The sequence below is a fragment of the Citricoccus muralis genome (assembly GCF_029637705.1).
GTDB lineage: Bacteria > Actinomycetota > Actinomycetes > Actinomycetales > Micrococcaceae > CmP2.
The window spans coordinates 1,952,573-1,965,926 of record NZ_CP121252.1 but is presented as its reverse complement, the minus strand read 5'-3'; the positions used below and the strand labels follow the sequence as shown (position 1 = coordinate 1,965,926).

10 protein-coding genes and 1 pseudogene are annotated in these 13,354 nt (G+C 63.7%); 9 read left to right on the top strand and 2 right to left on the bottom strand.

Annotated elements, in window-relative coordinates:
- Positions 1-11 precede the first annotated feature (11 nt).
- Positions 12-1,163: an N-methyl-L-tryptophan oxidase gene (solA, locus tag P8192_RS08940; RefSeq protein WP_278156351.1), complete on the top strand. Its 1,152-nt coding sequence runs from the start codon at positions 12-14 to the stop codon at positions 1,161-1,163.
- A 118-nt stretch (positions 1,164-1,281) separates the two neighbouring features.
- On the opposite strand, the pseudogene P8192_RS08935 reads toward solA, so the two are convergent.
- A pseudogene (locus P8192_RS08935) lies at positions 1,282-2,168 on the bottom strand (MMPL family transporter); the annotation flags it as partial.
- 201 nt (positions 2,169-2,369) lie between these two features.
- Here P8192_RS08935 and P8192_RS08930 point away from each other — a divergent pair.
- The 7 genes from P8192_RS08930 (at position 2,370) to P8192_RS08900 (ending at position 8,552) form a co-directional block, all read left to right on the top strand.
- The gene (locus P8192_RS08930) at positions 2,370-2,762 is read left to right on the top strand and encodes an SIP domain-containing protein (protein WP_278156350.1); all 393 of its coding nucleotides are present in this window, start codon (positions 2,370-2,372) and stop codon (positions 2,760-2,762) included.
- A gap of 46 nt (positions 2,763-2,808) precedes the next feature.
- Positions 2,809-4,554: an FAD-binding protein gene (locus P8192_RS08925; RefSeq protein ID WP_278156349.1), complete on the top strand. Its 1,746-nt coding sequence runs from the start codon at positions 2,809-2,811 to the stop codon at positions 4,552-4,554.
- Positions 4,555-4,623: 69 nt separating this feature from the next.
- Positions 4,624-5,784, top strand: a complete 1,161-nt coding sequence (locus P8192_RS08920; protein WP_278156348.1) for an alanine racemase — start codon at positions 4,624-4,626, stop codon at positions 5,782-5,784.
- 135 nt (positions 5,785-5,919) lie between these two features.
- On the top strand, positions 5,920-6,384 hold the full coding sequence (locus P8192_RS08915; protein ID WP_270105033.1) for an FHA domain-containing protein: 465 nt from the start codon (positions 5,920-5,922) through the stop codon (positions 6,382-6,384).
- A gap of 134 nt (positions 6,385-6,518) precedes the next feature.
- Positions 6,519-7,208, top strand: a complete 690-nt coding sequence (ftsR, locus tag P8192_RS08910; RefSeq protein ID WP_270107547.1) for a transcriptional regulator FtsR — start codon at positions 6,519-6,521, stop codon at positions 7,206-7,208.
- Positions 7,209-7,270: 62 nt separating this feature from the next.
- Positions 7,271-7,831 (top strand): bifunctional nuclease family protein, encoded by a 561-nt coding sequence (locus tag P8192_RS08905; protein ID WP_278159787.1) that lies wholly within the window; start codon positions 7,271-7,273, stop codon positions 7,829-7,831.
- Between the two features lie 130 nt (positions 7,832-7,961).
- Complete coding sequence (locus tag P8192_RS08900; protein WP_270105034.1) at positions 7,962-8,552, top strand: MerR family transcriptional regulator; 591 nt, start codon at positions 7,962-7,964, stop codon at positions 8,550-8,552.
- Between the two features lie 121 nt (positions 8,553-8,673).
- Here P8192_RS08900 and P8192_RS08895 read toward each other — a convergent pair whose 3' ends face one another.
- Positions 8,674-9,522 (bottom strand): ParA family protein, encoded by an 849-nt coding sequence (locus tag P8192_RS08895; protein ID WP_278156347.1) that lies wholly within the window; start codon positions 9,520-9,522, stop codon positions 8,674-8,676.
- A gap of 232 nt (positions 9,523-9,754) precedes the next feature.
- Between P8192_RS08895 and P8192_RS08890 the strand changes: the two genes are divergently transcribed.
- Positions 9,755-13,258, top strand: a complete 3,504-nt coding sequence (locus P8192_RS08890; RefSeq protein WP_278156346.1) for a pyruvate carboxylase — start codon at positions 9,755-9,757, stop codon at positions 13,256-13,258.
- Positions 13,259-13,354 lie beyond the last annotated feature (96 nt).

Here is a 13,354-nt window from a genome sequence, read left to right as displayed (position 1 = left end):
ACGGACACACCATGAGAATCGCCGTCATCGGACTCGGCACCACCGGATCGATGGTGCTGTGGCACCTCAGCCAGCGCCCCGGAGTGGAAGTCGTGGGCTTCGAACAGTTCGGGCTGAACCACGGCTACGGCAGCTACACAGGGGAATCCCGGCTGTTCCGCTCCGCCTACCATGAGGGTCCCAAATACGTTCCGCTGCTGCGGCGGGCGCACGCACTGTGGAGCGAGCTGGGGGCGCTCGCAGGCAGGGAACTGATGCACCCGGTCGGCGCACTCACCGTGGCCCCGCACGACGACGAGAGCTTCCAGCGCCTCATCCGATCCGTGGAGGCCAGCGGGCTGGAGCACGGGCTGCTCACCACCGAGCAACTGCGCCGGCGCTACCCCCAGATGGACATCGTCGACGGCGAACAAGGGCTGCTGGATCCGCTCGGCGGCGCCCTACGCTCCGAACTGGGCGTACTCAGTGCCCTCGAACAAGCCCAACACCACGGAGCGCAGTGCCGGGCGCATCAGCACATTCGCGAGATTTCGGAAGACTCACGCGGAGTCACCGTGCGCACACAGACCCACGGGGAGCGCTTCGACGCCGTGGTGGTGACCGCTGGCTCCTGGGCTCCGCAGCTGGACGAACGCGTGGCCGATCTCGTGGTGGCCAGGCGGTTGTTGCTCACCTGGTTCCTGCCGCGAGACGCCAGCCAGTTCACTGCGGACCGGCTTCCCGGCTTCATCCGCGACCGCGACGGCTTCCACGTCTTCGGGGTTCCCATGCTCGATGGGTACAGCGTGAAGGTCAGCGGCGGCGACCGCTGGGGCGACCTTGAGGGGCTGCCCGAACACCAGAATCTCCGCGTGGACGACGACGCCGTCTCCGCTTTCGGCGAGCGGGTGGCCGAACTGTTCCCGGGACTCATCCCGGAGCCCACCCGCTACAGCCTGCACCATGATGGCTACACCGCGGACAAGACCCCGATCCTGGATCGTTCTGCCTCCGGGCGTGTGATCATCGGCGCTGGTTTCTCCGGCCACGGATTCAAACTCGCCCCTGCCACCGGAGAACTGCTGGCGCAACTAGCGGTCGACGGCGAAGCCCCGCTCAACCACCCCGATTTCGCCGTCGCGGCTCATCGCCCCGTCGTGCCCACCGTTTCCGTGTCCGGCTGATCCTGACGCCCCAGCGCGGCGAATGTTGCCGCCAGCACCTGCCCATTGACCACAGTGGGTTCGGGTGTCGGAGATCCGGGCGGTCCCACCGGCGCGAATCCCTCGTCTGTCACCGTAAGGCCGCACGCCCGAAGCCCACCAGGATCGAGGGCAACAGGGTCGGCGCGGAGAGCATCGCGAAGACAATACCGATCGCGGCCACGGGTCCGAGGGTGCTATTGGATTTCAGATCGGAGATCAACAAACACAACAGCCCGCGATCACCGTGGCCTCCGAGGCAAGAATGGGCTCCACTGAACGCCGCAGCGCCTTCCAACTGACCACCCAGGTGGAGGAGTGACGTCGCAGCTCCTCCCGGTATCGCGCCACATACAGCAACGAATAGTCGGTGGCCGCACCGATCACGAGAATGAACAGAATGCCCTGGGTCTGCCCGCTCAGCAACAGCACATCAGCTGCAGCGAGCAGCCGGAACACCAGCAGCGCCACGGTGAGGGCAAAAACCGAGGTCGCCAGCACCGCAATAGGGAGCAGGAACGATCGATATACGACGACGAGAATCACGAACACTGCCGCCAACGCCACCCCGAGTAGCAGCCCATCGACACCGGAAAACGCCGCACCCAGATCCGCGCTGAAACCGGCCGGTCCCGTCACGAAACTCGACACTCCCGCCGGCGCGGTCTCCGCCAGCACCCCCTCGAGTTCCGCGACCGCGTCGAGGTTCTTCGCCAGCGCATCCAGTTGAGTCTCGGTCAGCTCGTCCTCGGCGGTGAACACCACCACCGCGGGTAGGGCGTCCGAATCGGTGAAGTCGGACAGGACGGCTTGCACTTCGGTGGCTTCGGCCGAGTCTGGAAGGTAGTTGGTCTGGTCGTTGGACGACACCTCACTGACCCGCCCGAAATAGGGGCCGCCGATCGCGGCGCCGACCAGCCATAGCAGCACGAGCACGGCCGGAAGCAGTGCCCGCACCCAACGGCGTCCCCTGGTCGGTGACGTCATCGACGATGGTGCTCGGTGTGACATGTGGGCTCCCAAACATAGGCGGTGGCGGTGGCGCGATCCGCATCGCCCAGCTTGTCGCCTACCGCAGGAGGTATTAATCACAATGGGACGCTTTATATTAGGCGAGCCTTGCCTTTTAATGTGAGCTGGAATAGCGTGAAACGAACGTCTGCCGCGAATTAAAGGAGCCCGCTGCGCATGTCCGGTGCCTCACACTTCCTCTTTGTTGGTGACCACCGCGATGTGGAGCTGATTGCCCGCATCCTGGCCACGCTGCCAGACACGTCTTACGGCCAGGTCTTCATCGAAGTTCCCTCAGATCAGTGCATCGTGCCGATCGCCGCACCGCAGGGAATGACCGTGCACTGGTTGTTGAACTCGCCGCAGGATGCGCCGGCTGCTCCCGGCGATCGTGCGCTCCAGGCGCTCAACGCCTGGGCCGTGGAATGGATGGCGGATCACCTCACCGGGCACGACCTGCCCTATCTGATGTGGGTCGGCTGTCACGGCAATCTCGGTGTCTCCGAGCGCTGCCGGGACCTGTCCGCGGTCAATGGCGAACTGCATCTGCATCACCCGCATTTTCATTGAGAACGTCGTAAAACCCACGACCCCATCAACACGAAGGTACTGAAGAATGTCAGAACTCAGATCCACCCCAGAACGACGCACATCGACCTCCGTCCTGGTCATCGGGACGGGCGGGTCCGGCCTGCGCGCCGCCATCGAGCTCGCCGAGGCCGGCGTCGACGTGATCGCCGTCGGCAAGCGGCAGAAGTCCGACGCGCACACCTCCCTGGCCGCCGGCGGCATCAACGCCGCTCTGGCCACAATCGACCCGGAGGACACCTGGGAGCAGCACGCGGCCGACACGATCAAGGAGAGCTACTTCCTGGCGAATCCCGAGATCGTCAAGATCGTCACCGAGGGCGCCGAGCAGGGGATTAAGGATCTGGAGCGCTACGGCATGAACTTCGCCCGTGAAGTCGACGGGCGGATCTCGCAGCGTTTCTTCGGTGCCCACAAGTGGCGCCGCACCGCCTTCGCTGGCGACTACACCGGTCTGGAAATCCAGCGCACTCTGGTGCGCCGTGCTGATCAGCTCGACATCGAGATTCTGGACACCGTCTACATCTCCCAGATTCTGACCAACGAGGACGGCGTCGTCTTCGGCGCCTACGGATTCGACCAGGTCACCGGCGAGCGTCAGCTGATCTACGCCGACGCCGTCATCCTGGCTGCCGGTGGTCACAACCGCATCTGGCGCCGCACCTCCTCCCGCCGTAACGAGAACACCGGCGACTCCTTCCGCCTGGCGGTCGAGGCGGGTGCTCGACTGCGCGACGCCGAGCTGGTCCAGTTCCACCCCTCCGGCATTCTGGAGCCCGAAGCCGACGCCGGCACTCTCATCTCCGAGGCTGCCCGCGGCGAGGGCGGCATCCTGCGCAACGCCCTCGGCGAGCGCTACATGGAGCGGTATGATCCCGAGCGCATGGAGCTCTCCACCCGTGACCGCGTGGCCCTGGCCGGTTACACCGAGATCAAGGAAGGCCGCGGCACCGAAAACGGTGGCGTCTGGCTGGACATCTCCCACCTGCCGCGTGAAACCATCATGGAACGACTCCCGCGGGTCTACCAGACCATGATGGAACTGCAGATGAAGGACGTCACCAAGGAGCCGATCGAGATCGCCCCCACTGCGCACTACTCGATGGGCGGCGTCTGGGTCGACGCCGAGGACCACGGCACCGGAGTGCCCGGGCTGTACGCCATCGGTGAGGCGTCCTCCGGTCTGCACGGGGCCAATCGTCTCGGCGGTAACTCGCTGATCGAGCTGCTCGTCTTCGGCCGGATCACCGGTCAGGCCGCTGCCGTCTACTCGGCCGGGCTGGAGGTCCAGAAGCGTTCGCTGGCTGCCATTGACCGCGCCCGGACCGAAGTCATGGACCTGCTCAACGCCGACGGCGAATACAACGTGCGTGCCCTGCAGCGAGATATTCGCAATATCATGACGGATCACTGCGGCGTCGTCCGCGACGAAGAGGGTCTGAAGACCGGTCTGGCCAAGCTGGCCGAAGTGGAAGCCAAGTACTCGCAGGTAGGCGTGCACCCCGACCTGTCCGGATACGAGGAGCTCTCCCACGTCTTCGACCTGAAGTCTTCCCTGCTGGCAGCCAAGGCCACCCTGCAGTGCGCCCTGGAGCGCCGCGAAACCCGGGGTTGCCACAACCGCGCTGACTACCCGGAGACGGACCCGGCGCTGCAGGCGAACATGGTGTGGTCCGCTGACGGTACCGTGACCCACGAACCTATTGCGGACGTTCCGGCTGATATTGCGGCACTGATCCAAGAGGTGTCTCAGGACGGCAAGCTGGTCGAGTAAGACGTTCTCGCTCGCGAGCGACACTCACGTGAAGGGAGTCGCGGTACCTGGGGGGGCTACGATGACGGCATGAGCGCCACCACGTCATCCTCCACGCTTCAGGAACCGTTGACTCCCTTCGCTGTGCTCGATCGCTCCGTGATCGACGCCAACATTGACCGACTCGAGCGCCGCCTGGCCGACCTGAACCTCCCGCTCCGCCTGCACGTGAAAACCTCGAAATCGGTGGATGTCACCCGGCGGGTCCACCGCGAGGGGCCACAACCGATCGCAGTGTCCACGCTGGCCGAAGCCGAATACTTCGCCGACGACGGCTATACCGACATCCTCTACGCCGTTGGACTCGCCCCCGCCAAGTTGGACCGCGTCGTCGCTCTCCACGCGCGCGGCGTCGACCTCAGTGTGCTCGTGGATAACACCGACCAGGCCGAGGCCGTTGCAGCAGCTTCCCGGGTCTCCGGGCATCGCATTCCCGCCCTCGTCGAGATTGATTGCGATGGACACCGATCCGGAGTCCGTGCCGAAAGCCCCGAGCTGATCGAGATCGCGCGGATATTGCACGACGGCGGTGCCGAACTACGCGGTGTACTGGATCACGCCGGCGAGTCCTACTTTTCTACCGGCGCCGAAGCCCAAGCCCGCGACGCCGATGCCGAACGCGCGGCCCTCATCACCGCCGCGCAACGCCTGCGCGAGGCCGGCATGCCCTGCCCTGTACTCAGCTCCGGCTCCACCCCCACTGCGCACTCACCCTCGGAAAAAGGCGGCATGACCGAGTTGCGCGCCGGCAACTTCGTTTTCTTCGATCTGGTGATGGCCGGCATCGGGGTGTGCGATCTCGACGACATCGCCCTGTCCGTCGTCGTCACCGTCATCGGGCATCAGTCGGGAAAAGGCTGGATTTTGACCGACGGTGGGTGGATGGCTATGTCTCGCGACCGCGGCACTGCCGCCCAAAAAATCGACCAGGGATACGGGGTCGTGGCGACCCTCGACGGCGAGATCATCCCCGATCTGCTCATGACCGGCGCCAGCCAGGAACACGGCATCCTCGAGCTACGGCACGGCAGCGGGGGAGAACTGCCGGAACTGCCTGTCGGCACCCGACTGCGCGTCTTGCCCAACCACGCGTGCGCGACAGCATCGCAGTACCAGGAGTACTCGGTGGTGGATCGCACGGGGGACCCGACCCGCATTCTCGAAAATTGGCCACGCTGTCATGGGTGGTGAGATCGTCACTCAGTGTTCATGTTCGACTTCGACGGAAACCGTGCACGATCTTGACCAAACCGTTAGGATAGAGCCTTCAGGAGTCAATCGCGGTGACCAACACGGTTAGCGCGCGGGAAGGGAGCGCAGAGCGCTATGTCACAGAACGGTTTCACCCCAGAACAGGGGCAAGTTCGCAACGGTGACGAGGTGGCTTCCCAGACCACGAGCATCGGTCTGCCGGACCTGGAACCTGTCGCTGATCCGTCGCTGGCCGACGGCGATCGTGAAACCATCAACGCTCTGCCAGTCGGTTCGGCCCTGCTGGTGGCCCACGCCGGTCCTAACCAGGGCGCACGCTTCTTGCTGGACCAGGATGTGACTTCGGTGGGACGGCACCCGAACTCCGATATTTTCCTCGATGACGTCACCGTTTCCCGCAAGCACGCACGTTTCGAGCGTAGCGGCGAAGCCTTCACCGTAGTCGACGCCGGCTCGCTCAACGGCACCTACGTCAACCACGACCGGGTTGACTCCATCACCCTGCGACCGGGCATGGAAGTGCAGATCGGAAAGTTCCGCCTGACCTACTACTCCGGCACTCAGCGCACCGCGTCCTAAGCACAATGCGCTCCCGGACCGAGGAGCCGCTGAACCGCTGACCGATTGACGTAGCCGAGGAACCTTCTGTGACCCCATCCATCTCCCGCCGACCACTGACTCCAGCCGAATCGTCGCGCACCCGCCGTGCCGTGATGAACATCGGCGAAGTGCTCGCCGCGCTCAAGGCAGATTTTCCGCAGGCCAGCGCCTCAAAGATCCGGTTTCTGGAAGAGAAGGGTCTGATCACGCCCCAGCGCACCGCCGCTGGCTACCGGAAATACACTGAAGCGGATACGGATCGCCTGCGGTTCATCCTGGCCCTGCAACGCGACCAGTATCTGCCGTTAAAAGTGATCAAGGACTACCTCGACGCCGTCGATGCCGGTGAGCATCCCGAGTCCCTCCCTGGCGGGCTGACTCTGACGCCACGCTCGGTCTCGGATCAGCTGGCCCAAGAGATCGCCGGTCACACCCGCCCGCTCACCCGCGCCGAAATCCAAGGCCTCACCGGCGCCTCCGCGCAACTGATGGACTCGCTTGAGCAGTTCCGGCTGATCGAACCGGACGAAACCGGGCGGTACTCGGAATACAGCCTGAAGGCTGTCCGTTCCGCTGTGATTCTTGCCTCGCACGGCATCGAAGCCCGGCACCTGCGGATGTTCCGGGTCTCCGCCGACCGTGAGATGGGACTCGTGGAGCAAGCCACCGCGGCCATGGCCACCCGCCGAGATGCTGCTGCTCGGGCCCGCGTTGCAGAAACCGCCCGAGAAATCAGCCAAGCCTGCCTCGCCCTGCACGGTGCCCTGGTCTCTGAAGCCATCGCGGAGGCCGACAACAGCTGAGCTGAGCCGGCCGCAGGCGTAGGATTGAAGCTCAGCACGCCCAAACATAAGGACCGGTGAGCATGAACAGCGATGTGGAGATGACCATCCTCGACATCCGTGTCGAGCTACCGGGCAACCAGCCCATGGTGCTCCTACACGACACCGAACGTGATGTGCTGGTCCGCATCTGGATCGGCGCACCAGAAGCGAGCGCCATTGCCATGGCCCAGCACCAGGTGCCCAGCCCGCGCCCGATGACCCACCAACTCCTGGTCGACGCGGTCAACGCCACCGGAGACACCCTGGAGTCTGTGCGCATCAGCGCGGTGGAAGATGGCGTCTTCTTTGGAGAACTCGTGTTGAGTAGCGGGGTACGTGTCGACGCGCGGGCTTCGGACGCCATCGCCTGCGCCCTCTTCGGCCATGTCAGCGTCTATTGCGATCAGGCCGTCATCGACGAGGCTGGTGTCCCAGCAGAACTCGCGGCCACTTTTGATGACGAAGCAGCCGCCGACATCGACGAGGACGAGGAGATGGACGAGGTGGACTCCGAGATGACCGCACGGGAAGAATCGATGGACGCCTTTCGCGAGTTTTTGAATAGCGTCACGCCGGACGACTTCGCCGAAGGTCACGAATAGGACACGACACGGCTGTCGTCACCCCGAAGATCTTTGACCACGGCACGTTGTGGGCTTAGCGTGGTGCACAGACGGTTCCGCAGTTCTCAAACTTCCCCCGCGTGGAACCACTGACCCAGGAGGAATCCTCGTGACTCCGACATTCGAATCTTCGCCGTCACAGGGTGCTGGTGACTCCAGCGCCCAGGGCGTGCTGTTCAATGACGACGCGCCGTGGCTCGATGAAGAGACCGGGTACCGTGGCCCGACGGCGTCGAAAGCCGCGGGCATCACCTACCGCCAGCTGGATTATTGGGCACGTACCGGTCTGGTGACGCCCTCCATGCGCGGAGCCAAAGGTTCCGGCACGCAGCGGCTCTACTCTTTCCGCGACATCCTGGTCCTGAAAGTCGTCAAGCGTCTACTTGACACCGGCGTCTCGCTGCAGCAGATCCGCACCGCGGTGGAGCATCTGCGCGAGCGTGGCACCCATGACCTGGCTCAGATCACCCTGATGTCCGATGGCGCCTCCGTGTACGAGTGCACCTCGGCCGATGAGGTCATCGACCTGGTCCAGGGTGGGCAGGGTGTGTACGGCATTGCCGTTGGACGTGTCTGGCGCGAAGTCGAAGGCTCGCTCTCGGAACTGCCCGCCGAGCACTTGGAATCAGAAGACTCCAACTCGTTCCCCGGCGATGAGCTCTCCGCACGACGCAACGCCCGTCGCCAGTCGGCCTCCTGAACCAGCGCCGAGCCGACCACTCGATCTCCTCAAGTTTTCTCACACACAGCAGAGCCGCGGTTGCCTTGGTGGCAACCGCGGCTCTGGTGCGCTAAGCGCGTATGAAAACGACAGTCAGCGCTTAGACGCTGGGGCGCCTCTCACGACGATTCTTCGACGGGCGCATGACAGAGGTGAGCATTTCATCGAACAGCTTTGAGGTGCGTGAGGCCGTCTCACCCGGCCAAGCATGTACTGACCATGCCGCGCCCTGGATCTGCTGCCAATTAGAAGTTTCCGGGATGCTCACCGGCAGCAGTCGATCCCCGAACATCCGGGACATTTCGGCCAGGCGGAACTTGTGCTCCTTGGACGCCATCCGTACGCGATTGACCACTACGCCGGTCGACTGCACGGCGGGGGCATATTCGCGACGGAACAAATCCAGGGCACGCATGCTGCGCTCTGTGCCCGCCACCGAGAACAGCGACGGCTCGGCGACCAGTAGCACATCGGTGGAGGCGGCCCAGGCCATGCGGGTGACACCGTTCAGCGCGGGAGGGCAGTCAATGAGGACCAGGCCATAGCGGGTCACCGACGACAGCAGCTGAGAGAGCCGACGCAGCTCCCGGGTGCGAGTGGTGGGACGTTCAAAGATGGAGGTGCGTGAGGAACCGCGCACCACATCCAGGATCGGCTGATGCGTGGATGCGGTTGCCGTGTCTGGGGCATGCGGGGATTCATTCTCGCTCCACCCGGCCGGCAGAACGTGGTCAGCCAGCTGATAGCGGCGAGGCTTGGCCAGCATGGTGCCCAAGTCCACGGTGACGGCGTCCTGTTGGACTCCGAGCCCAGTGGACGCATCCGCGTGAGGATCCATATCGACCACCAGAGTGGGGATGCGAGCTGCTCTGGCCGCCGAGGCCAGGCCCAGCGTCACGGACGTCTTGCCGACGCCACCCTTCAAGCTGGAGATGGAAATGATCTGCACGATAGAACTGTCCTCACGCGAGTCCGGTTGAACGGTCAACTCCCAAGTCTAACGCGTTGACCCAGGGCACGTGCGGAAGCACAGCTACCCGCAGATTGATATATCAGAATTCTGTTGTGTGACGCGATTCACCGTTATCGTGGTTATTGGTGTGTAGAATCACACACCATGTGGGGTGCCGGATCCGGGCTCCACCGTCGCTATCTGATTCCGACCCCATGAAGGAGGCGTTGTGTCCGAAAACAACCGTGTCAGGACCTCCGACGTCGAGGAAACCAAGCCGGTCTTCTCCAAAGTACTGGTCGCTAACCGCGGTGAAATCGCCGTGCGTGCGTTTCGCGCCTGTTTTGAACTTGGTGCTCAGACCGTCGCTGTATTTCCCTATGAGGATCGCAACTCGATTCACCGGCAGAAGGCTGATGAGGCCTACCGTATTGGTGAGGAAGGCCACCCGGTCCGTGCTTACCTGAATGTCGACGAGATCGTCCAGATCGCTCTCGACTCCGGATGTGACGCCATTTACCCGGGCTATGGATTCCTCTCTGAGAACGCCGATCTGGCACGTGCCGCCCGTGACGCCGGGCTGACGTTCGTGGGCCCCTCGCCCGAGATTCTTGACTTGACCGGAAATAAGGTCGAAGCCATCCGGACCGCCCGCGAGGCCGGGGTGCCAACCCTGAAATCTTCGGCCCCGTCGGACAACGTGGAAGAGCTGTTGGCAGCAGCAGACGAGATCGGTTTCCCGATTTTCGTCAAGGCCGTGGCCGGTGGTGGCGGACGCGGCATGCGTCGCGTTGATACCGAAAACCAGCTCAAAGATTCTCTTAACGCCGCGATGCGCGAGGCTAAGACCGCTTTCGGCGACGCCACGGTGTTCTTGGAGCAAGCCGTTTTGCGTCCGCGACACATCGAGGTCCAGATCCTCGCCGACAAGCACGGCAACGTCGTCCACCTGTTCGAGCGCGACTGCTCGATGCAGCGTCGTCACCAGAAGGTCATCGAAATTGCTCCGGCCCCGAACCTGGACGAGAACATTCGCCAGGCTCTGTATGCCGACGCTGTGAAGCTGGCTGAGGCGGTGGGCTACGAAAACGCCGGAACCGTGGAGTTTTTGGTCGATACGGCCGGTGATCGGGCCGGCGAGCACGTGTTCATCGAGATGAACCCGCGCATTCAGGTGGAGCACACCGTGACCGAGGAAATTACCGACGTTGACCTGGTGACCGCTCAGTTACGCATCGCCGCGGGGGAGTCGCTGGAGGAGATCGGCATCCGCCAGGACGAGCTGCGTATTCGCGGTGCGGCCATGCAGTGCCGCATCACCACCGAAGACCCGGCCAACGATTTCCGTCCCGACACCGGCGCGATTTCTGCCTACCGGTCTGCCGGTGGTTCCGGTGTCCGTCTGGACGGCGGCACCATCTACACCGGCGCCGAAATTAGCCCACACTTCGACTCGATGCTGGTGAAGCTCACCTGCCGTGGCCGCGACTACGCGACGGCGCTGCGCCGCACCCGCCGTGCCTTGGCCGAGTTCCGTATCCGCGGTGTGGCGACCAACATCCCGTTCTTGATGAACGTGCTGGATGAGCCGCAGTTCATCGAGGGCGACGTTGCCACCGACTTTATTGACAAGCACCCGCACTTGACCCAGGTCAACCGTTCGCAGAACCGTGGATCGAAAGCACTGCAGTACCTGGCCGATGTCACCGTGAACCAGCCCAACGGGCCGCGCGTCGAAGGCATCGACCCCCGAGACAAACTGCCTCGGTTCCCCGGGGACAAGACCGATGAACCGGATCGAAGCCCCTTCGACGGTCCCTCCAGCCAGGTGCCGCCAAACGGCTGGCGCCAGGTGCTCTTGGAGAAGGGGCCCGAGGGTTTTGCTCGGGCGTTGCGCGAGCAGAAGGCGCTGGCCGTCACCGACACCACCTTCCGTGATGCGCACCAGTCGCTGCTGGCGACCCGCGTGCGTACTCGTGATCTGCTGGCTGCGGCACCGGCGCTAGCGCACACCTTGCCCGGCCTGTTCTCGGTTGAGGCGTGGGGTGGGGCCACCTACGATGTGGCTCTGCGCTTCTTGGCTGAGGACCCGTGGGACCGTCTGGAGCGTCTGCGTGCCGAAATGCCCAACCTGCCAATTCAGATGCTGCTGCGCGGCCGCAACACCGTGGGCTACACCCCCTACCCGCAGCAGGTAACGGAAGCGTTTGTCGAGGAAGCCGCGGCCACCGGTGTCGATATTTTCCGCATCTTCGATGCTCTGAACGATGTCGACCAGGTCATTCCGGCTATCAAAGCCGTGCGGGAGAAGACCAACGCTGTCGCCGAAGCCGCGCTCTGTTACACGGGTAATCTGCTCGACCCGAACGAGAAGCTTTACACGCTGGACTACTACCTCCAGTTGGCCGATCGTCTCGTGGAAGCCGGGGCACACATCCTGGCCATCAAGGACATGGCCGGGCTGCTCCGTCCTGCTGCGGCGCACCGGTTGGTCACCGCGCTACGTGAGCGTTTTGACGTTCCGGTGCACCTTCACACCCACGACACCGCCGGCGGTCAGTTGGCAACGTTGCTTGCTGCAGCAGACGCTGGGGTCGATGCGGTGGATACCGCGGTCGCCGCGATGTCGGGGACCACCTCTCAGGTCTCGATGTCGGCCCTGGTTGCCGCCACCGAACTCACTGATCGTGATACCGGTCTGGACATGGAAGCAGTCACAGCGCTAGAACCCTACTGGGAGTCGGTGCGTGGGATTTACTCACCCTTCGAATCGGGTCTGCCAGCACCGACGGGCCGCGTCTACCTGCACGAGATCCCGGGTGGTCAGCTGTCCAACCTGCGCCAGCAGGCCATCGCCCTGGGTCTGGGGGAGCGGTTCGAAGACATCGAGTCGATGTACGCCGCCGCCAACGACATTCTGGGCAATATCGTCAAGGTCACCCCCTCGTCGAAGGTGGTCGGGGATCTGGCGCTGGCACTCGTAGGTGCCAACGCCGATCCCGCCGATTTTGCCGAGAATCCGCGCGACTACGACATTCCGGACTCGGTGATAGGATTCCTCTCCGGCCAGCTGGGTGACCCGCCCGGTGGTTGGCCGGAGCCGTTCCGCACCCGTGCTCTGGAAGGGCGGACCGTCTCCAAACCGGTGGAGGAGACCATCAGCGCAGAGGACGAGAAGCTGCTGGCCGAACCAGGCCAGCCGCGTAGAGAAGCACTCAATCGCCTGCTGTTTCCCGGACCCACCCGCGAATACCAGCAGCACGTGGAGAACTTCGGTGACACCTCGGTGCTACACACCCGGGACTTCCTCTATGGGATGCGTCGTGGGCATGAGCATGTCATCTCCCTGGGCAAGGGCGTTCGTCTGCTCGTGCAGTTGCAGACGATCACCGACGCCGATGAGAAGGGCATGCGCCAGGTGGCGCTGACCCTCAATGGTCAGGCGCGACAGCTGCAGGTGCGCGATCACTCGGTGGAATCCACGGTGCGTGCGGCAGAGAAGGCCGAGGCCGGTAATTCCGGTCATGTGGCAGCTCCGTTTTCCGGGACCGTGACCGTGAACGTGGCCGAAGGCGACACCGTCACCGCCGGACAGTCGGTGGCCACCATCGAAGCGATGAAAATGGAAGCCGGCATCACGACCTCCGTGAGCGGAACGGTGGAGCGGGTGGTCCTCAGTGAGGCAACTCCGGTCGATGGCGGCGATCTACTGGTCGTGATCCGCCCCGAGTGAACGGTGTGTGACCTGCGCCGAAGAAGGGCGTGATCAGGGGCTACCCTGAACCTATGACTCCGCATTTCGATTTGGCGATCATTGGTTCAGGCTCAG

What these genes read in the sequence shown, in the direction of transcription:
- solA (WP_278156351.1), top strand. Translation starts at nt 12, where the DNA reads ATGAGAATCGCCGTCATCGGACTCGGCACCACCGGATCGATGGTGCTG.
- P8192_RS08930 (WP_278156350.1), top strand. Translation starts at nt 2,370, where the DNA reads ATGTCCGGTGCCTCACACTTCCTCTTTGTTGGTGACCACCGCGATGTG.
- P8192_RS08925 (WP_278156349.1), top strand. Translation starts at nt 2,809, where the DNA reads ATGTCAGAACTCAGATCCACCCCAGAACGACGCACATCGACCTCCGTC.
- P8192_RS08920 (WP_278156348.1), top strand. Translation starts at nt 4,624, where the DNA reads ATGAGCGCCACCACGTCATCCTCCACGCTTCAGGAACCGTTGACTCCC.
- P8192_RS08915 (WP_270105033.1), top strand. Translation starts at nt 5,920, where the DNA reads ATGTCACAGAACGGTTTCACCCCAGAACAGGGGCAAGTTCGCAACGGT.
- ftsR (WP_270107547.1), top strand. Translation starts at nt 6,519, where the DNA reads ATGAACATCGGCGAAGTGCTCGCCGCGCTCAAGGCAGATTTTCCGCAG.
- P8192_RS08905 (WP_278159787.1), top strand. Translation starts at nt 7,271, where the DNA reads ATGAACAGCGATGTGGAGATGACCATCCTCGACATCCGTGTCGAGCTA.